The 19,195-nt window shown below is 59.3% G+C and carries 19 protein-coding genes; 11 read left to right on the forward strand and 8 right to left on the reverse strand.

Features of this window, described 5'->3' with window-relative positions; all coding sequences use genetic code 11:
* The 6 genes from AB3G35_RS17770 (at position 1) to AB3G35_RS17795 (ending at position 6,014) form a co-directional block, all read left to right on the forward strand.
* On the forward strand, positions 1–1,056 hold the full coding sequence (locus AB3G35_RS17770) for an alpha-ketoacid dehydrogenase subunit beta (RefSeq protein WP_086797767.1): 1,056 nt from the start codon (positions 1–3) through the stop codon (positions 1,054–1,056).
* Complete coding sequence (locus AB3G35_RS17775; protein ID WP_086797769.1) at positions 1,057–2,337, forward strand: dihydrolipoamide acetyltransferase family protein; 1,281 nt, start codon at positions 1,057–1,059, stop codon at positions 2,335–2,337. It abuts the gene before it with no gap.
* Positions 2,338–2,339: 2 nt separating this feature from the next.
* Positions 2,340–3,728 carry a dihydrolipoyl dehydrogenase gene (gene lpdA, locus AB3G35_RS17780; RefSeq protein ID WP_159259489.1) on the forward strand — a complete coding sequence of 463 codons (1,389 nt, stop codon included), beginning with the start codon at positions 2,340–2,342 and terminating at the stop codon, positions 3,726–3,728.
* 184 nt (positions 3,729–3,912) lie between these two features.
* Positions 3,913–5,298, forward strand: a complete 1,386-nt coding sequence (locus AB3G35_RS17785) for a nucleobase:cation symporter-2 family protein (protein ID WP_016781435.1) — start codon at positions 3,913–3,915, stop codon at positions 5,296–5,298.
* A 139-nt stretch (positions 5,299–5,437) separates the two neighbouring features.
* Positions 5,438–5,686, forward strand: coding sequence for a helix-turn-helix domain-containing protein (locus AB3G35_RS17790; RefSeq protein ID WP_050901276.1), 249 nt, complete (start codon positions 5,438–5,440; stop codon positions 5,684–5,686).
* Positions 5,679–6,014: a DUF6388 family protein gene (locus AB3G35_RS17795; RefSeq protein ID WP_369781887.1), complete on the forward strand. Its 336-nt coding sequence runs from the start codon at positions 5,679–5,681 to the stop codon at positions 6,012–6,014. Before AB3G35_RS17790 ends, AB3G35_RS17795 begins: the two co-directional genes overlap by 8 nt.
* 416 nt (positions 6,015–6,430) lie before the next feature.
* Here AB3G35_RS17795 and AB3G35_RS17800 read toward each other — a convergent pair whose 3' ends face one another.
* Genes AB3G35_RS17800 through AB3G35_RS17820 form a run of 5 tightly spaced genes read right to left on the reverse strand, consistent with a single transcriptional unit; the run spans position 6,431 to position 11,153 of the window.
* Complete coding sequence (locus tag AB3G35_RS17800) at positions 6,431–7,018, reverse strand: ATP-binding cassette domain-containing protein (RefSeq protein ID WP_106116801.1); 588 nt, start codon at positions 7,016–7,018, stop codon at positions 6,431–6,433.
* Positions 7,011–7,802: an ATP-binding cassette domain-containing protein gene (locus AB3G35_RS17805; protein ID WP_106116802.1), complete on the reverse strand. Its 792-nt coding sequence runs from the start codon at positions 7,800–7,802 to the stop codon at positions 7,011–7,013. Before AB3G35_RS17805 ends, AB3G35_RS17800 begins: the two co-directional genes overlap by 8 nt.
* A complete protein-coding gene (locus tag AB3G35_RS17810) occupies positions 7,802–8,608 on the reverse strand; it encodes an ABC transporter permease (protein ID WP_029611480.1) in 807 nt (268 codons plus the stop codon). The genes AB3G35_RS17805 and AB3G35_RS17810 overlap by 1 nt, the downstream gene beginning before the upstream one ends.
* Positions 8,605–9,564 carry an ABC transporter permease gene (locus tag AB3G35_RS17815; RefSeq protein WP_231386494.1) on the reverse strand — a complete coding sequence of 320 codons (960 nt, stop codon included), beginning with the start codon at positions 9,562–9,564 and terminating at the stop codon, positions 8,605–8,607. The genes AB3G35_RS17810 and AB3G35_RS17815 overlap by 4 nt, the downstream gene beginning before the upstream one ends.
* Before the next feature lie 8 nt (positions 9,565–9,572).
* Entirely contained in the window at positions 9,573–11,153 is a 1,581-nt protein-coding gene (locus AB3G35_RS17820) for an ABC transporter substrate-binding protein (RefSeq protein WP_016781443.1), read from the reverse strand.
* A gap of 241 nt (positions 11,154–11,394) precedes the next feature.
* Here AB3G35_RS17820 and AB3G35_RS17825 point away from each other — a divergent pair, with 241 nt between their 5' ends.
* Complete coding sequence (locus AB3G35_RS17825) at positions 11,395–11,886, forward strand: hypothetical protein (protein ID WP_086797777.1); 492 nt, start codon at positions 11,395–11,397, stop codon at positions 11,884–11,886.
* Here the strand turns inward: AB3G35_RS17825 and AB3G35_RS17830 are convergent.
* Both AB3G35_RS17830 and AB3G35_RS17835 read right to left on the reverse strand, forming a co-directional pair.
* Positions 11,858–12,640: an HNH endonuclease gene (locus AB3G35_RS17830; protein WP_369781888.1), complete on the reverse strand. Its 783-nt coding sequence runs from the start codon at positions 12,638–12,640 to the stop codon at positions 11,858–11,860. The genes AB3G35_RS17825 and AB3G35_RS17830 overlap by 29 nt on opposite strands.
* 96 nt (positions 12,641–12,736) lie before the next feature.
* The gene (locus AB3G35_RS17835; RefSeq protein ID WP_369781889.1) at positions 12,737–14,068 is read right to left on the reverse strand and encodes a PLP-dependent aminotransferase family protein; all 1,332 of its coding nucleotides are present in this window, start codon (positions 14,066–14,068) and stop codon (positions 12,737–12,739) included.
* Between the two features lie 98 nt (positions 14,069–14,166).
* On the opposite strand from AB3G35_RS17835, the gene AB3G35_RS17840 reads away from it, so the two are divergent.
* The 3 genes from AB3G35_RS17840 to AB3G35_RS17850 all read left to right on the forward strand — a co-directional run bounded on the left by AB3G35_RS17840 (position 14,167) and on the right by AB3G35_RS17850 (position 16,818).
* Positions 14,167–15,063 (forward strand): DMT family transporter, encoded by an 897-nt coding sequence (locus tag AB3G35_RS17840; protein WP_369781890.1) that lies wholly within the window; start codon positions 14,167–14,169, stop codon positions 15,061–15,063.
* Positions 15,064–15,517: 454 nt separating this feature from the next.
* Entirely contained in the window at positions 15,518–16,360 is an 843-nt protein-coding gene (locus AB3G35_RS17845; RefSeq protein WP_369781891.1) for a transcriptional regulator, read from the forward strand.
* Entirely contained in the window at positions 16,324–16,818 is a 495-nt protein-coding gene (locus tag AB3G35_RS17850) for a hypothetical protein (RefSeq protein ID WP_029611483.1), read from the forward strand. Before AB3G35_RS17845 ends, AB3G35_RS17850 begins: the two co-directional genes overlap by 37 nt.
* On the opposite strand, the gene AB3G35_RS17855 is transcribed toward AB3G35_RS17850, so the two are convergent.
* Positions 16,778–17,290 (reverse strand): hypothetical protein, encoded by a 513-nt coding sequence (locus AB3G35_RS17855; protein ID WP_169910973.1) that lies wholly within the window; start codon positions 17,288–17,290, stop codon positions 16,778–16,780. The two genes, AB3G35_RS17850 and AB3G35_RS17855, sit on opposite strands and share 41 nt — an antisense overlap.
* 232 nt (positions 17,291–17,522) lie before the next feature.
* On the opposite strand from AB3G35_RS17855, the gene AB3G35_RS17860 reads away from it, so the two are divergent.
* Positions 17,523–19,133, forward strand: a complete 1,611-nt coding sequence (locus tag AB3G35_RS17860; RefSeq protein WP_369781892.1) for an EAL domain-containing protein — start codon at positions 17,523–17,525, stop codon at positions 19,131–19,133.
* The last annotated feature ends 62 nt before the right edge of the window (positions 19,134–19,195 follow it).

Consider the following 19,195-nt stretch of genomic DNA (forward strand, 5'->3'; position numbering starts at 1 on the left):
ATGAACGACAACAATAAAATTCAGATGGAGAACGCCGTGAGTACCAGCACCATGACGATGATCCAGGCCCTGCGCTCGGCCATGGATGTGATGCTCGAGCGCGACGATAACGTGGTGGTGTTTGGCCAGGACGTGGGTTACTTCGGCGGCGTGTTTCGCTGCACCGAAGGCCTGCAGGCCAAGTACGGCAGCTCGCGGGTGTTCGACGCACCGATCTCGGAAAGCGGCATCGTCGGTGCCGCCGTGGGCATGGGCGCCTATGGCTTGCGCCCGGTAGCCGAAATCCAGTTTGCCGACTACTTCTACCCGGCGTCCGACCAGATTGTTTCTGAAGCGGCGCGCCTGCGTTACCGCTCTGCCGGCGAGTTTATCGCGCCAATGACCATCCGCATGCCCTGCGGCGGCGGCATCTATGGTGGCCAGACTCACAGCCAGAGTCCCGAGGCTATGTTTACCCAGGTCTGTGGCCTGCGTACCGTGATGCCGTCCAACCCCTACGACGCCAAGGGCCTGCTGATCGCCGCCATCGAAAATGATGACCCGGTGATCTTTCTGGAGCCAAAACGCCTGTACAACGGCCCGTTCGACGGCCACCACGACCGCCCGGTAACGCCGTGGATGAAGCACCCGGCCAGCGCCGTTCCCGACGGTTACTACACCGTCCCGCTGGACTGCGCCGCCATCGTGCGCCCCGGCACTGAAGTCACCATCCTGACCTACGGCACCACCGTGTATGTGGCCCAGGCCGCCGCCGAAGAAACCGGCATCGACGCTGAAGTCATCGATTTGCGCAGCCTCTGGCCGCTGGACCTGGACGCCATCGTCACCTCGGTGAAAAAGACCCGCCGTTGCGTTGTTGTTCACGAAGCCACCCGTACCTGCGGGTTTGGCGCCGAACTGATCGCACTAGTCCAGGAGCACTGCTTCCATTACCTGGAAGCACCGATCGAGCGTGTAACCGGCTGGGATACCCCCTATCCCCATGCCCAGGAGTGGGCTTATTTTCCTGGCCCGGCGCGAGTGGGTGCGGCATTACAACGGGTTATGGAGGTCTGAATGGGTACGCACGTTATCAAGATGCCGGACATTGGCGAAGGCATTGCGCAAGTTGAACTGGTGGAATGGTTTGTCAAAGTCGGTGACATGGTCAGCGAAGACCAGGTGGTCGCCGATGTGATGACCGACAAGGCCACGGTAGATATTCCTTCCCCCGTGGCTGGCCGCGTGCTGGCCCTGGGTGGCCAGCCTGGCGAAGTAATGGCCGTGGGCAGCGAGCTGATCCGCATTGAAGTCGAAGGTGCTGGCAACCTGCGCGAAGGCGCACAGCCTGTCACTGCAGCGGAACCTGTAGCCGCCCCTGCCAAAGCCGCCCCCCAGGCCCGGGTTGAAGTGGCCGTCGTGGCCGCACCGTCGATCAAGCCGGCGCCCGTGCAGCGCACCGCGCCTGTGGCGCGTGAAGCCAATGAACGGCCACTGGCCTCCCCGGCCGTGCGCAAGCGCGCCTGGGATGCGGGCATCGAGCTGCGTTTTGTGGTGGGCAGCGGCCCGGCCGGGCGCGTGTTGCATGACGACCTGGATACCTACCTGGCCCGCGACGCCAGCACCGGCGTCGCCCCGGCCAGCGGTTATGCGATTCGCAATGACGAGCAACAGATCCCGGTGATCGGCCTGCGCCGCAAGATCGCCCAGCGCATGCAGGACGCCAAGCGCCGCGCCGCACACTTCAGCTATGTCGAGGAAGTGGACGTCACCGCCCTGGAAGAACTGCGCGCCCAGCTCAATCAGAAATGGGGCGAAAGCCGCGGCAAATTGACCCTGCTGCCATTTCTGCTGCGAGCCATGGTTGTGGCCTTGCGCGACTTCCCGCAGATCAACGTGCGCTACGACGACGAAGCGCAAATCATCACCCGCTTTGGCGCCGCCCATATCGGCGTCGCCGCGCAAAGCGACGGCGGTTTGATGGTGCCTGTGGTGCGCCATGCCGAAACCCTCAACCTGTGGGGCGCTGCCGATGAAATCGCCCGGCTGGCCAACGCCGTGCGCACCGGCAAGGCCACCCGTGAAGAACTCACCGGCTCAACCATCACCCTCACCAGCCTGGGAGCATTGGGCGGCATCGTCAGCACGCCGGTGGTCAACCTGCCCGAAGTGGCGATTATCGGCGTCAACCGCATCGTCGAGCGCCCGGTGGTGGTCAAGGGCCAGATCGTCATCCGCAAAATGATGAACCTCTCCAGCTCCTTCGACCATCGCGTGGTCGACGGCATGGACGCGGCGCAATTTATCCAGGCCATGCGTGGCTTGCTCGAACAACCTGCCACCCTGTTTGTGGAGTGAACATGCAGCCAACCCAACACACTACGCTGCTGATTATCGGTGGCGGCCCCGGCGGCTATGTGGCGGCGATCCGCGCCGGCCAGCTGGGCATCCCGACGGTACTGATCGAAGGCCAGTCGCTGGGCGGTACCTGCCTGAATGTCGGCTGCATTCCGTCCAAGGCGCTGATTCACGTTGCCGAACAATTCCACACCACCCAGCGCTACAGTAGCGGCACCTCGCCGCTGGGGATCAAGACCCAGGCCCCGACCCTGGACATCGGCCAGAGCGTGCAGTGGAAAAACAGCATTGTCGACCGCCTGACCAGCGGCGTCGGCGCACTGCTGAAAAAGAATGGCGTCAAGGTCATCCATGGCTGGGCGCGCATTCTCGATGGCAAGGCCGTGGAAGTCGACGGGCAACGCATCGAGTGCGAACACCTGCTATTGGCCACCGGTTCGCAGACGGTCGACCTGCCGATCCTGCCCATTGGCGGCGCGATCATCTCGTCCACCGAAGCCCTGCAACCCACCGCCATTCCCAAGCGCCTGACCGTGGTCGGCGCGGGCTATATCGGCCTGGAACTGGGTATCGCCTACCGCAAGCTCGGCGCGGAAGTTACGGTGGTGGAAGCCCGCGACCGGATCCTGCCGACTTACGACAAGGATCTGACCCTGCCTGTAGCCGAATCCCTCAAGGCATTGGGCATTACCCTGTACCTGGAACACAGCGTCGAAGGCTTCCAGGCCAGCAGCAAGACCCTGTCGATGCGCGACCGCATGGGCCAGAGCCAGACCCTGGAAACCGATCAGGTGCTGGTGGCAGTGGGTCGTCGCCCGCGCACACAAGGTTTCAACCTTGAGGCATTGGCGCTGGCCATGAACGGCCCGGCCATTCGCGTCGACAACCGTTGCCACACCAGCATGCGCAATGTGTGGGCCATTGGCGACCTGACCGGTGAGCCGATGCTGGCCCACCGGGCAATGGCCCAGGGCGAGATGGTGGCCGAGATCATTGCCGGCCAGCACCGCGAGTTCAGCCCCACGGCCATTGCCGCGGTGTGCTTTACCGACCCGGAGATCGTGGTGGTGGGCAAAACCCCGGTCGAGGCGCAAGAAGCAGGACTGGACTACATCAGCGCCAGCTTCCCGTTTTCGGCCAATGGCCGGGCCATGACCCTGGAAGCCAAAACCGGCTTTGTGCGGGTTGTGGCGCGCCGTGACAACCACCTGATTGTCGGTTGGCAAGCCGTGGGCGCGGGTGTTTCGGAGTTGTCGACGGCTTTTGCCCAGTCACTGGAAATGGGCGCCTGCCTGGAAGACATCGCCGGCACCATCCACGCCCACCCGACCCTGGGTGAAGCCGTGCAGGAAGCGGCGTTGCGTGCGCTGGGGCATGCGTTGCATCTGTAATCCCCCCCTTACTGTGGGAGCGGGCTTGCTCGCGATAGCAGCCACTCGGTCGATCAGATAAACCGAGCGGCCTGCATCGCGAGCAAGCCCGCTCCCACAGCAAGCCAGGCCCCTGCGCAATCCAGCACTGGGCGTAATGGCTCAACACCAGTAGAATCGCGCTCTTTTTTCCAGGGCGCACGCCATGACCTCTCTCAAAACCCCGCTTGAAGCCGAGCCTCAGACCAGCGAGCTGGTCTTGGGTCTTGAAGACCGTCCCAAGCCGTGGATCGCCTTTCTGGCAGCGCTGCAACATCTGCTGGCCATTATCGTGCCGATCGTCACCCCCGGCCTGCTGATCTGCCAGGCACTGGGCGTGTCCAGCCGCGACACCAACCTGATTGTCTCCATGTCGCTGGTCATCTCCGGCATCGCCACCTTTGTCCAGTGCAAACGCTTCGGCCCTTTTGGCGCCGGGCTGCTGATCGTGCAGGGCACCAGTTTCAACTTTGTCGGCCCGCTGATTGCCGGCGGCGCGCTGATGGTCAAGCAAGGCACGCCCGTTGAAGGCGTGATGGCGGCGATCTTTGGCGTGGTGATTGCCGGCTCGTTTGTGGAAATGGGCATCTCCCGGGTTCTGCCCTTCGTCAAACGCATGATCACTCCGCTGGTCACCGGCATCGTGGTGCTGATGATCGGCCTGACCCTGATCAAGGTCGGCCTGATCAGCATGGGCGGCGGTTTCACGGCCATGGGCAACGGCACGTTCGCCAACGGCGAAAACCTGATGCTCTCGGGCGTGGTGCTGGCCATTATCGTGATCCTCAACCGTATCCCGCTGGTGTGGATGCGCAGTTGCGCCATCGTTATCGCCCTGGCCGTGGGCTATGCCCTGGCCGGCTACCTGGGCCGCCTGGACTTCACCGGCATGCACCAGGCTGAACTGTTCCAGGTGCCGATGCCGCTGCACTTCGGCCTCGGGTTTTCCTGGGCGCTGTTTATTCCGATGCTGGTGATCTACCTCGTGACCTCGCTGGAAGCCATCGGTGACGTGACCGCTACCAGCAAAGTCTCGCGCCAGCCAGTGGATGGCCCGGTATGGATGCAACGCATCAAGGGCGGCGTGCTGGTCAATGGTGCCAACTCGTTTCTGGCGGGTATCTTCAATACTTTCCCCAGTTCGGTGTTTGCCCAGAACAACGGCGTGATCCAGCTCACCGGTATCGCCAGCCGCCATATCGGCGTTTGGATTGCCGCCATGCTGATTTTGCTGGGCCTGTTCCCAAGCGTTGCAGGTGCCATCCAGGCCGTGCCTGAGCCAGTGCTGGGCGGTGCCGCGATGGTCATGTTCGGCGCCGTTGCGGCCTCGGGCATCAATATCCTGGCCAGCATCACCCTGGACCGTCGCGCCCTGCTGATCATTGCCGTATCCCTGGCCCTGGGCCTGGGTGTATCGCAAGTGCCGGAGTTCCTCGCGCATATGCCTGCCGCCTTGCGCAACGTGCTGGAGTCCGGGGTGGCCACAGGGGGTATCTGTGCGCTGCTGCTGAACTGGTTCCTGCCGGAAACCGAGAAAAAAACGGCGCAATAAGCACCGCCGCCCGGCAGGATCGTCTCGCGACATCCTGCTGTGCCTTTAAATAAAAGGCCCATCCTACCCACAAGTCTTCCCCTGCCTGACGGTTTGACTTACTCTTTTATTATCACTTGTGCCTGTTTGGGCGACGTAAATGAACACATATGGTGAACGGCTGAGAAAAGAGCGTTTGCGCCTGAAAATGACCCAGGCGCAACTGGCTGACGCTGGCGGTGTCGGACGCCATGCGCAGAGCTGCTATGAACGCGATATCACCCTGCCCCGCGCCGATTATCTGTCGGCCATTACCTTGCTGGGTATTGACGTAGTGTTCATCATCACCGGCCGCCGTATCCTGTATAGCGGCGCCCCTGCCTTGCTGCGTGGAAATAGTCATGACTGAACCCGGCACCCGACATCAAAAAGCCCTTGATCGTTTTCTCGACGAACACCCCGAACTGGCTGCAGAACTTGCAACGTTGAACCCTTTGGCTGCCCGCGCAGTGGGCCAGTCGATGAAAGAATATCGCCAGGAACGCCTGAACGAAGCCTTCGAGGCCGAAGCCGAACGCCTGGGCCTTTTTGCCTGGGAGCTGACGCTGCAACTGACCAGCGCCACCCCTGAGGAATTCGCCGCACAGCGCCTTGAAGCGCATCGCGAAGTGGCGCAAATGGCGGGTATGGACTGGGCGCAGTACTGCGAACTGCATGGCCTGGAAAATCAGCCCTGACCAACTGGCAACTGGCAACTGGCAACTGGCAACTGGCAACTGGCAACTGGCAACTGGCAACTGTGGGAGCGGGCTTGCTCGCGATTGGTGCAACGCGGTCCAACTTTAAACCGCGTCGCCTGCATCGCGAGCAAGCCCGCTCCCACAAAAGCAATCCGGTGTTTCCCACACAAATTGCAACGCCTGCACCTGCCTGATCCCTCTCACTCGCGGGAAGTTTCCGAGAGAATCCCAGCCGCCTTGCGGCGTTTAAAATGCGTGGACAGTCTCGTCCAGTCACTGAGTTCAGTGATCGGTCCTGACAGCAGGTAGATGTGGTACGTGATACACGGCGTCGAGATGGCCCGCGCGGTGGTGGATGCATTGATGGCCGGAACAACCCGCCCGGGCTAAACGGCCGGATTGCCTGCGGCGCACTACGGCACCCAAATACTCGAGCACACCTTCTGCAACAACGCGTTGTTGTGGCTGAACACAATCATCCCCAACGCCCGGCACCGGGCTTCTTCCAGCAAGACCTGCCACACCTGCGCCTGCACATGGGCATCCAGTTGCGCCGTCACTTCGTCGGCAATCAGATAGCGGGTACGCGGATCCAGTGCCCGGAGCAAGGCGATACGCGCCAGTTCGCCACCCGACAATTCGTCAGGGCGGCGCGCCAGCCAGTCAGGGTTCACCGCCAGACGGGCCAGCCATACAGCATCCGGCGACCAGGCATCACGCAGGCTCTCGCCAGTGGTGCGATAGGGGTTGAAGGTTTGCTCGGGATGCTGCGGCACCAGCTGGACTGGACAATAACCCTTTTGCGACAACGGCTTGCCACCTACCATCACACGGCCCGAAGTTGCTGACTGCCATTGCGCCAGCACCCGGCCCAGGGTAGTTTTGCCGTAACCGCTGGGCGCCGAGATGCCCTGGCGCTCCCCCGGCCGGACCTGGAACGACACGCTGTCCCAGAGCTGCCGGCCATCCTGAACGATGCTGAGCTGCTGGACCTCAAGCATATTCCGGTACCCGACGGGCAAAGAACTGTTGCTCGGGCAAGGCCGCCCACAGTGACTGCAACCAAGGGCTGCCGCCGTTTTCGCGCAATTCTTCAGCACTCAGGGTTTCATGCAGTTCGCCCTGATGCAGCACGGCGATCCTGTCGGCAAAGCGCGCCGCCAGTGCCAGATCATGGGTCACCCACAAAATCCCCCGGCCTTGCAGGCAAAAGCCCTTGAGGTGGGTCAGTAACTGGCAGGCGTGTTCGTCATCCAGCCATGAGGTGATCTCGTCCGCGAGGATATAACGCGCAGGGGTCAGGGCCGCGCAACTGGCCAGTACGCGTTTGGCCATGCCCCCCGACAACATGCGCGGAAATTCGTCGACCAGTTCCGGCTTGAGATTGTAGTGCTTGAGTTGCTCGGCCACCGCATCGAGCCCCAGCCTGACCCCGCTCAATTGTGCGGCACGCTGCAATTGAGGCCCGACCTTGATCAGCGGGTTCAGGGCGCTGACACCCTGGGGCACGTAGCACAGGGCTTTGCCCCGCTGGTTGACCTTGCCGGCCTCCCCCAGCACCTGTCCGTCGAGCACTATTTCACCGCGACAGCGCATGTTTTCCGGGAGCAAGCCCAAAGCGCTTTGCAGCAGCAGGCTTTTGCCTTCACCGCTGGAGCCCACCAGTGCCGTCAATTCACCGGGGCGTACTTCAAGAGAGATATTGCTCAACAGCGGATGCCAGGTTTTGTTTCCCAGCCAATGGTAATGAGCAACGTCGAGCGCAAACCGGTCGAATTTCAGCATCAGGTAATCCTTATCCAGAGCTGCTGCAATGCCCGCGCAAATTGGTCAAAGACCAGCACCAGACCCACCAGAATCAAACCCGGAAAAAACGCCAGCCACCAGGCGCCACTGCTCAAGTACCTTAGCGCATCTGCCAGCAACAGGCCCAATGACGGATCATGGGGTGCCAGTCCAAAACCCAGAAAGCTCAATGCCGCCGAATGCAGGACCGCATGGGGGAACATCAACAGGGTGCCGACGATCCACTGCGGCATCAGCAAGGGCAGCAAGTGATGACGCCAGCGATAGAAGCTGCTGTTGCCCAGGCGGTGCGAGAGCATCACAAAATCCGTCTCGCGGATGCGCATGATCTCGCCACGCAGGATCAGGGCCAGGCGCGGCCAGTGGGTCAGTGCCACAGCCAGGATGACCCCCTGTTTACCGCCGCCCAAAGTGAAACAAATCAATACCAGCAGCAACAAATGCGGCAGCGCCAGCATGCTGTCGATAAGCCCGCGAATCAGGTAATCCAGGGTTTTGTTCAATGCACACAAACTGGCCGCCAGCATCGCCAGAAAACCGCTGCTAAAGGCCGCCGTCAGGCCGATTTGCAGGCTGGTGGTCATCCCCTGAAAACACCGCAACCACAGATCACGACCCAGGCTGTCAGTGCCAAACCAGTACTCCGCAGAGGGTGGCAGGCGCCGTGCCAGCAGATCCATGGAGACATCAATATGGATGATTGAGAGACCGTAGGCGATCAATCCCAGCAGTATCAACAACGAGAGGCAAAGCCTGAGCAATGCGCCATTGGGGTTGTAAGTCATGACTGGCGCGCCGCCCCACGGTTAAGGTGCAGCAACAGCGCGTTGGCAATGCTGTTGCCGGTAAACACCAGTACCGCACAAAACATCACGATCCCCATCAACAATGGAATATCGCCGCGCAATCCGGCATCGATCGTGGCCTGCCCCAGGCCCGGATAAGCGAACACTTTTTCAGCCAGCAACGAGCCGCCGATCAACTCCCCCACCGAGGCAAACTGCAGACACAAGGCTGGAGTGATGGCGTGGCGCAGGATATGAAAGTTGATCAGCGGCCAGCCTTTGTCGCCCTGGGCATGGGCGTAACGGATAAATTCGCTGTTCATCACCTCAGCCACCCGCGAGCGGGTATGCAGGGCGATATTGCCTACGCCCAGCACCCCCAGGGCCAGCATGGGCAGGATCAAGTGCCTGAGCTTGTCACCCCAGGATGCGGTTTCGGCATTGCTGCCGGGGGTCCAGGCACAGCAGATCGGTGCCCAGTTGAGCGTCACGGCAAACAGTGACAGCAACAGCAAGCCAATCCAGAACGTCGGCATGGACGCCAGCACATAAGACAGGGTCGAGATCAGCCGGTCGGGCCAACGGTTCAGGTAACGACCCGCTGTCAGCCCCATGGCCAGACCGACGATTCCGGAAAACAGCCAGGCCGAAAACAGCAGGGCAAACGAGGTAGCAAAACGCTCACCGATCACTTGAGAGACCGGCGCGTTATAGAGCATGGAATAGCCGAAATCACCTTGCAGCATTTGCCCGAACCAGCGCAGAAAACGCTCCCACAACGGCAGGTCGAGCCCCCAGCGCGCCGCAATCAACGGGTACTGCTCGGGGGGGACGTGCAGCAGATCGTTACCTATATAGGCGCGGATCGGATCCACCGGAGAAAAACTGAGCAAGGCAAAGGTGCCCGCAGCCGTGACCAGCAGCAGGCCCATCAAGCGCACCACGAAAAGCGACACGCCGCGAATCACTGGCAGGTCCACTTCCAGCCATCGACGCTATTGAGCAACGACCAGGAGCCGTGAATTTCCGGGGCACCCTTGCCCAGGTCGACGCACTCATCGGTCAGGTAGGTGTGCTGCACATTGAGCAACCAGGCCCAGGCCGCGTCACCTTTTACCCCGACACCGGTTTTGCCGTCCCACTCCACTTGCTGCCAGAACGGCACGGCCTGCTGCCAGGTCGGCGCATCGAGGGCTTGCTGCAGATGCTGATCGACAACCGGGTTACGGTAATAGCCGGGGTTGTAGTACTCCACGCCCGCCGCCTTGCTGCTGTAGTGATGGTAAAGCTCCATCGGGTCGAGGCTGCCCCAGCCAAACAGGGTCGGGTTGGCGTGCATGTTGCGCTCGACGGTTTCCCAACTGCCGGACTTCAAGTCCACGTCGATGCCCACAGGCTTGAGCATCGAACGCACGGCCTGGGCCAGATCCCGGCGGGTGGCATCGCCGCTGGCGTACCACAGGGTGACTTTAGCCGGCAGGCCATCTTTCTCACGGATACCGTGGGCGTTTTCAATCCAGCCCGCGTCTTCCAGCAACTGTCGGGCCTTGTCGATATCGCCATCCTTGAACGCCGCATCCGGGTTGTCCCACGGTAAGCCCTGCACGCCGGTGTAGGCCGGGATCGCGTGGCCTTCGAGGATCTGGTCGGCGAGCAATTGGCGGTTGATGGCGTAGTTGATGGCTTTGCGAATGGCCACGTCGGCCGTCACATCGTTGCCGATGGGGTAGCCGTGAGCGTCTTTTTTACCTGAGGCAATGGTTGGCATCACAATGCCACGGTTTTCCACGCTGGGGCGCACCCACAGCTTCATGCCCGCGGCAGGTGTCACTGCCAGCGAAGGGGCAATACGCACAATGCCCAACTGCTTGCTTTGGGCAGCAGCAAAGGCGCTGTCTTCATCCAGGAACACAAACACCAGCTTGTTGAAGTCGTTCTTTTGCCCGGCGTAATACGGGTTGGCCTCAACAATCAACTGCTGGCCCGGCTGGTAGCTGACCAACCGGTAAGGCCCAGCGCCAATCGGCTTTTGCGCGTAGGTTTTGGCGTCGTATTTATCTGCCGAGACGATCCCCAGGGAACCGAGCACATTGACGAATGTGCTTTGCGGCGCCTTGAGCTCAATACGCACCGTGAGTGGATCCACCGCCTCAGCCTTGAGGAAGTTGCCCATATCGACCTTGCCACCACTGGCCGCCGCATTGTTGTAGGTGTAAGCCACGTCCTTGGCCGTGAGCGGCGAGCCGTCTGAGAACTTCAGGTCGGGCTTGAGCTTGAGGGTCCAGGTCTTGCCATCCGCGCTGGCCTGATAATCGCTAAGCAGAAAACTGCTCCAGGACAAATCCTCGTTTTGCTTGAGCAAAGGGCTGTGCAGCAGCAAATAGCTGCCGTGGCTCCAGCCCAGCATCGGGTCGAAGCCTTCGGTTGGTTCATCGCCAATGGCCAGCTGCAGGGTGCGGTCCTGCGCTGAATGGGCAGGCGCTGCCAGCACACTCAACAAGGCAGCCGCCACCAGGGTGTTGCGCATCCATGCAGGCTTTGACATCTATCCTCCTGATAATTAATAGCCTCGGCCAACCGGGCCTTGCGCAGGTTATCGCGCCCCACAGTAATAGCAGCCTGATTTTAAATAGCCAGTTATGCACCTGATTTTTTAGGGATTTTCCGGGCTGTTCGACTTACCTTGTAACAATTGCTACAGGTCAGGTTCCCCGTACATGGCTGTGCTATACCAAGGGGTACGCTTATTCAGTCACGCCATACAGACACAGCTGACAGAGGTTCGCATGTTCAAAGGATTAGCCGGTCACCTCACAGAGAAAAACCTTCACTCGATCAACACCTTGCCGTCCAACAATATCGAATTGTTCGACTGCTATGCCGGTTTGATCCTGGGCCACCTGTACCGTAACTTCCCCTTGCCCATCACCCTGACTGCCGAGCGCTTTATTGACTATAAAGGCCTGGCGGACAGCAACCGCGAGGCCTTGGAAAAGGAAGAAAACCTGTTCCTGGCCACGGTCAAATGGCTGGCCGACATTGGCTACATCCACTTCGACGGCATGTCGGGTGTAGCCTTTTTCGAAGTGGTCCTGACCAACAGCGGGCTGTTGATCCTGCGGGCCTACCCTGAAGGCACCGACACCGCCCCAACCCTGGGCGAAAAACTGGCACAGTGCGTCATGAACGAAAACACTGCCGATATGCGGGCTTTGGTGACCCAGGCCCTGAGCTTGGGTGTGCGTATGATCAGCCCGATGAGCCGGTCGGGGATTTAAGCCAGGTGCATTGATCGGCATGCCACTGCAATGCTTCATTACTGGCCATCGCTGAAGGGGATGCGGGTGTATTGAGTGGCATGCCTTCGTAGCGGGTGTAGTCGGACTGGCTCAATGCAGGTGCCAGGCGAATAAGGCGACTGCCTGGCACGATGGCAATCAGGTAAAGGTCGAACAACGTATGCAGATCAGCGCGCAGCAGCAAGCCGTTTGAGACTGCGTTGGTCTGTTCACCCCTGTAAGGATGAATATGCGCAGCCTCCAGCACTTGCACTAGATCACACCCGGTGATTGCGCAGCGCTCGCCATAGGCAACCAACAACTTTTGCCGAAACGCGGCTTGGCCACGACGGCGGACAATACTCGCAAGAACGCGATTCCTGGCGTCTTCAATGCTCTTCGGATCGAAGGCATGCTCTTGCTCTGCTTGGGTTACGGCGGTTGCCAATTCCTCATCTACAAGGCTGATATTCGGCTGCGAGTCGATCATGTCAATTAATCTGGCCTTGATCGCTGTTCCGATATTCTTTTGCGGCTTGAGGCCCTTAACCCACCTCAGCCCCCTTGCTTCATAAATGGCTGAGATGTTTTGCATCCGGCGCTCAAAAGCCCCCTCATCGCGGCCGAAACGTTTGGCTAAACCGCGATAGATATGGGCCTTAACAAAAGGGGTGGCGCTAACCTGTTTTTCTAGCATGTCGCGATAGGCCTCTACCGACGCGGCTAATTCCTGGTCACTCCATCCGTCCGACATCACCCTGTCCTTATTCATCTGCGCTTAAGCAGACAAGGTAGGGAAATTTACTAAGCAACGTAAGATAAAAGTAAGCGGTATAGGAAAAACTCAAACCTAGGCGTACGCCCCAACCACCCACCGCACCTTCTCCAGCCCTTCGCGCAGCGCCCCGATTGCCACCGATCCCAGTGCCAACCGGATTGCATGGGGCACATGGGGCGAGGTGGCAAAAGGCTGGGCCGTGGACACCGAGACCTGCTGACGCTCAAGTGCCGCAGCCACTTGATCGGCCCTGGCGTCCTCCGAGAGGGGTAGCCAGACAAAGTAGGATGATGGGTGTCGCACTCTATGCAATCCGTCCAATACTTCGTCAGCAATCAGCTGCCTTCGCTGGGCATCCTTGCGCTTTTGCCCCTCAAGGCGACTCACCGTGCCGTCATCGAGCCAGGCGCTGGTGATGGCTGTCATTATCCCGGGCGCATTCCAGGCCGTGACGCGGATAACTCGCTCCAGTGCGGCGACCTTGGCCGCAGGCGCCACGATAAAGCCCACGCGCAAGCCGGCGGCAACACTCTTGGAAAACCCGGAAACATACAGCGTTCTTTCCGGCGCCAACTCAGCCAGAGGCGTCGGCGGGTTTTCCACCAGAAAGGCGTAGGCCGCGTCTTCGATGATCTGCAGGTCGTGGTGCCGGGCAATCGCGACCAGCTGCTTGCGCTGCTCAAGGTCCATCACCCAGCCCAGCGGGTTGTGCAGCGTGGGCATGGTATAGATCGCCCGCACCGATCGGCTGCGGCACAGCTTGGCAAGGGCATCAAGGTCCGGCCCGTGTTCGGTACCGGGGATCGGCAGCAGCTCAAGGTGCAGCGCCAGCGCCAGCGCCTTGAAACCCGGGTAGGTCAAGGCATCCACGGCAATCACGTCACCTGGCTGGAGCAAAGCCATCAGGGCCACGGTCAACCCGTGCTGCGCGCCGTTGACGATCAGCACCTGCTCACCTGGCACGTTCAACCCGCTGGCCAGCAGATGGCGCGCCACCGCCCCCCGCTCATGCAGGCGCCCGCCGTGGGGCTGGTAGCGCAGCAGGGACTCAAGGTCGCCAGACAACGCCAATTGGCGCAAGGCCGTGCGCAACAGTTCGGCCTGGCCGGGCACGGCGGGATAGTTGTAGTTGAGGTCCAGCATCCCCGCCGTCACATCAGGCTGGTCGATGCCGTGCCCCGGGGGCAGCGAGGTCTCCCTGACGAAAGTGCCGCGCCCGATTTCACCGCTGACCAGGCCCATCGCCTCAAGTTCGGCATAGACCCGGCTGGCCGTCACCAGGGCCAGGCCCTCATGCGCCGCCAGCTCGCGGTGGGTGGGTAAACGCGTGCCCGGCGACAGGCGTCCGCTGCGGATATCGTCGGCAAAAGCGTCAACCAGTGACTTGTAACGGGATCGGGACATCGGGCTTTGTATCCATGACAATTTTTTGATTGTCATTAATCATCAGCCATAGGATGTGCGGCATGCAATCGCGCAATCAACCTTGAGTGTGACATTCGATGGAACGCACTTCCAACCTGCAAAACCCCACTGCGGATAACAACCTGAGCGGCTGGATCAACGGGTTTATTGGCGTGGTTATTTTCAGCGCCTCGCTGCCCGCGACCAAGGTGGCGGTGCTGGAGTTTGATCCGGTTTTTTTGACTCTGGCGCGCGCCAGCATTGCCGCCGTGCTGGCACTGGCCATGCTCGGCCTGCTCAAGGCCCGCCGACCGCAGCGCAGCCAGTTGCTGGCCCTGGCAATCGTGGCCTGCGGCGTGGTGGTCGGCTTTCCCCTGCTGACCGCCCTGGCCCTGCAACATGTAACGTCGGCGCATACCATTGTGTTTCTCGGCCTGTTGCCCCTGTCCACGGCGGCATTCGCGGTGCTGCGTGGGGGCGAGCGACCACGGCCGGCCTTCTGGTGTTTCTCGGTGCTGGGCAGCGCGTGCGTGGTGGGCTATGCCCTCTCCCAGGGCCTGACAGCCGCCCCCGAAGGTGACATTTTGATGTTGCTGGCCGTACTGATCTGCGGTCTGGGTTATGCCGAGGGCGCCAAACTGTCGCGCACCCTGGGCGGTTGGCAGGTGATTTGCTGGGCACTGGTGCTCGCGTTACCGGTGATGGCCCCCCTGGCGTGGTTATGGGCGCCCCCCTCGTTCGCAGGCATCAGCGCCCCTGCCTGGTCCGGGCTGGCTTATATCTCTGTGTTCAGCATGTTGATCGGCTTTGTGTTCTGGTATCGCGGGCTGGCCCAGGGCGGTATCGCTGCGGTGGGCCAGTTGCAGCTGCTGCAGCCGTTTTTTGGCCTGGCGCTGGCCGCCACCCTGCTGCATGAAAGGGTCAGCCTGGGCATGTTTGGCGTGACAGCAGCGGTGATCCTGTGCGTGATGGCGGCCAGAAGATTTGCCCGTTAGCGCCCGGCTTGCGCGGCAGCAGAGTTGGCCCTCGCGATGCTGTCGCCGCGCGCCTGTTTATCGTAGGCATCCCGGGCCTGCAGGATACTTCCCGCCGCGTGAACCCAATCATGGGCAGTGCAACCGCCGAGCCCTGCACTTGCAGCCAACGCCAGCATCAATACAAGACACTTTCCAACCGCACTTCCAAACCCATACATGGCAACCATCACCCTATCCAACGCCTGATAAAACATCCAACTTTCAGTTTATATAGTCCACCCCCTAATAATCTTACCCAGCCTTACTTGCAGCACTTCAGACGCTTAAAACTTCTTACACACACTGACTTTACGCACTTGCCCGAATAAACAAACAGCGCAACCGTATAGATAGGATATTTCCTACACCCAAGCTTGACTGATAGCATCTGCCTATGATCTTCTTGCACAGGAAAACATCAAAGGTAAGTAAGATGCAGGGCGACCGTGAAACTTCAAACGCATTAACGACGGTCAAATGCAGCTATGATCATGACAAGCTTTTACTGCGCAACCCTCCACTGCAAACCACCCTTACCAGTAACGAGGGCCACCTGTTATTAGCCCTGATCGAGGGCGTGACCGACAAGGAGGACTTGATCCGGCGCGTATGGGGAGAGCGCGGGCTTATCGTATCGGACAGCAGCTACTATAAGGCCCTTCATACCCTCAGGCATTACCTCTCGGAAGTCGGCCTGGACCGCTCTGTGTTAAAAACGTTGCCCAGGCGCGGCGTTGTTCTGCTTTTAAATATTGAAAAAATCTCCAGCGAAAACATACCCCCTGACAAGGAGCATCAGGCAGAGCCCCTGGCCACCGATAACACGGGTATTCAAGCCTGCTCCCTGCCTGAACCAACACCGGTGTTAGCAATACAGGACGACACCCCACCGCCAATACACATCACCCCACCTATACCGGCACCCCCATCCAGAAAACAGAGCTGGCGCAACGGCCTTTTTTATCCGCTCGTGTTAGCGGGCATGCTCTTGCCGGCGGGTTATGCCTATATGCTGTTTAATAAACCGGTGCAACTGGAGCGCTGGCGGCTGTTATCGCAAAGCGAACATGCAAAACAGTATGTTGAACTGGGCGATAAAACCGCCGCGCGTGATATTGCAGCAGCGATGGCGATATTTGGCCCTGCCGTGGGCACGACAGGCACTAACTATTACATCAAGAAAACCCTGTCCGAACTTTTAGTCAGCTGCGAAAAGCCGGAGAGCAAAGGAGAGGCGCTATGCACCAACTACCTCATTATCGAACAAAAAAAATAACCCTGTGGCTGAGCCTGGCGTCCATCATGGTATTTGGCACCCTGATTGCGTTACAAGCCTATAGCTACCATGAGGACACCCCTCAAGCGCAATGCTATGCCTCTATTGATTTTGTTTATTCAACCGAGAATGGTCAGCGCTGGACCGGCAAAGGCGACATGTCAATTAACATGGACGCAGGTGAAATCTACCTCTACTTCAACCTGAAGAGTCCGCAGCAACAAGGCTTCTTATATAACCGCCGACTCGACGTACACTTTGAAAAACTCGACACCTCCAGGTTTTTATTCAACACCCATAACGCCACCGTTTTCGAGAGTGACAACAGCGACAAACAGGCCCTATTTATGCGCCGCGGGCTGGAGGGGGGTCTTATTACGTATTCGCGGTTCTCGGATGTCGAGTACTACTACAACATCAATAATATGTTGATGGGGGTTTGCCATGTGCCAACCTGATCACCGCTGCACCGCCGTAACCATATAGCCCGGTCCATTTGCTGCCGCGCTGGAACTCACGCCGTACAAACAATGAAACATCACTGGTATCGCCCGTGTCATACAAGCAAACCCCCTGACTTTTCGCCTTGGCCAGTACCGAGAACAAGTACCTGATAACATCGGCTGCCTTGAGTACATCATCCTGTGTGCAAGCGATAGACCTCACCACCTGGGTCAAGGCACGGTTGTACTGGGCAAATACAACCAGCGGGCGGTACAGGCCACAGCGGCACAGATGGGCGGCTATCTGATGGACCACAGCCTCGCGCTCGCCCTCGTTCAACAGGCGGCCCTGGCGGGTCAGCACATCAAGAAAACGCAAGGCATTGCGAAAGTCGACATTCTTGACCCCCTCCTGCTCCTGCACGGCCAGGGCTGCCTTGAAAGCGAAGTCCCTGCCCACAATGGGTACTGCGTTGGGTGAATACATGCTGAAGCGTCCGCGGCCAAGTTCAACGCCATGCTCACATAGCCCTGGCCCCGCAACCCGCCATAAACCTTATATAGGCTTTCACTTCCCTTACTTTTCCTTACCCCTCCTGAAAGCCACGGTTTACGGGTGTTACTGGCGGTTTTGAGGGGCTAGTATCGGACCTTGGGTTCAGTGTGTTTCAGGGCTGGGACTCGTGCATTTTATTCGGCTGAACCTCGCAGGGCTGTCCATGAATCGCGCACTACGTTATTCCTCGAAAAAGGTCCTTTTGATTTCGTTTGCCATCGGCATCTTGCCTATCATCCTGGGCAGCTTCCTGGTCTACCTCAAGACCCAATCAGACCTGTCCCGCACCTCCAGCAATGCCGCTCACGAGGCATTCCGGCAGATAACGGTCATGCTGGTCGAGGCACAGGCCGCTGCCGATGAACTGATCAGCCTTGCCGGGGTGCCCTGCCCTGAAGTGGCCAAGGAACTGCGCGAGGCGGTGGCCACGTATCGCTTTCTGCGCGCCACCAACCTGGCCATTGATAACCAGGTGTATTGCAGTTCTTTATACGGCACCGATATAAACATGCAGATCAACCCGTCGAGTTATATGCGTGGCCGTTTGCGCCTGGTTGACCACGCTACCCCCGGGCCGAAAACTTCAGTTCTGGTATTGAGAACGCAACAGGGCAATAAAAGTGTTCTGGTGGGCATCGATGGCCGGCATATCCAGGATGCCCTGCACCTGATCAATAAACACAGCAACTTATCACTTCAGGTGGGTAACACCTGGATGACTCAACACGGCGTCACGCACACACCGCCTTTCAATGACGCTGCGACGGCCAGCAAAAAACAGGTGTCCAATGAGTATGGCTTTACTGTTCAGGCCGCCTACCCGCCGGGCACTCTGTTGAGACATACACTCGAAACCTATTCGGTGCTGCTCGGCCTTTTATTGGTATTGGGCCTGTTTTCCGCGTGGTTTACCTATTGGATGCTTGGCCGCGTGCTGGCTCCGAGCATGGAACTTCAGCGCGCCCTGTCAGCGAATGAGTTCATTCCCTATTTACAGCCGGTTATTTCGTCAACTTCGGGTACCTGTGTGGGATGCGAAGTGCTGATCAGATGGGATCATCCCCATGAAGGGATCATTACCCCCAACAGTTTTATACCGCTTGCCGAGCGATCTGGCCTGATCATTGCCATGACCCGAACAATCATGCACAGCACCGCGCAATTACTTGCGCCGCATGCGCCTGGGCTGGTACAGCCCTTTCATATCGGTTTCAATATTTGCGCCAAACACTTTGAGAGTTTCGAGCTGGTGGATGATTGCACTGCATTTTTGCAGGCGTTTAAACCAGGTACGATCATCATCGTTCTGGAGATGACTGAGCGCGAACTGATCAAGCCCACCCCCACCGCGCTGCAACTGATAGAACAGCTGCATGGGCTCGGCGTGCAAATTGCCCTGGATGATTTTGGCACCGGACACTCCAGCCTGAGCTATTTGCAGCAATTCAAAGTCGACTACATCAAGATAGATCGAAGCTTTGTCTCCATGATCGGCGCCGATGCCCTGTCGGTGCATATCCTCGACTCCATCCTCGACCTGGCACTCAAACTGGATCTGCAGGTGCTGGCCGAGGGCATTGAAACCGAGGAGCAACGCGACTATCTGGGGGCCTGCGGCGTGGACTTCATGCAAGGCTATTTCTACGCCCGGCCCATGCCCGTCAACGATTTTTTGCAGACGATACTGCAGTACCCGGATTTTTCGAAAAAAGCCCCCTGGCCTGGCGCCCAGCGCCCTGTTGCGCCATGCCCGGCGCCAGCACCGCAGGTGTAAATCACGGCACACGTCGGTGCTGAATACGCCGATGACACTTCTGGAGCGAAGCGTTGCAGCGC

The sequence above is a fragment of the Pseudomonas sp. WC2401 genome, from assembly GCF_041200115.1.
Classification (GTDB): Bacteria; Pseudomonadota; Gammaproteobacteria; order Pseudomonadales; family Pseudomonadaceae; genus Aquipseudomonas; species Aquipseudomonas fragi.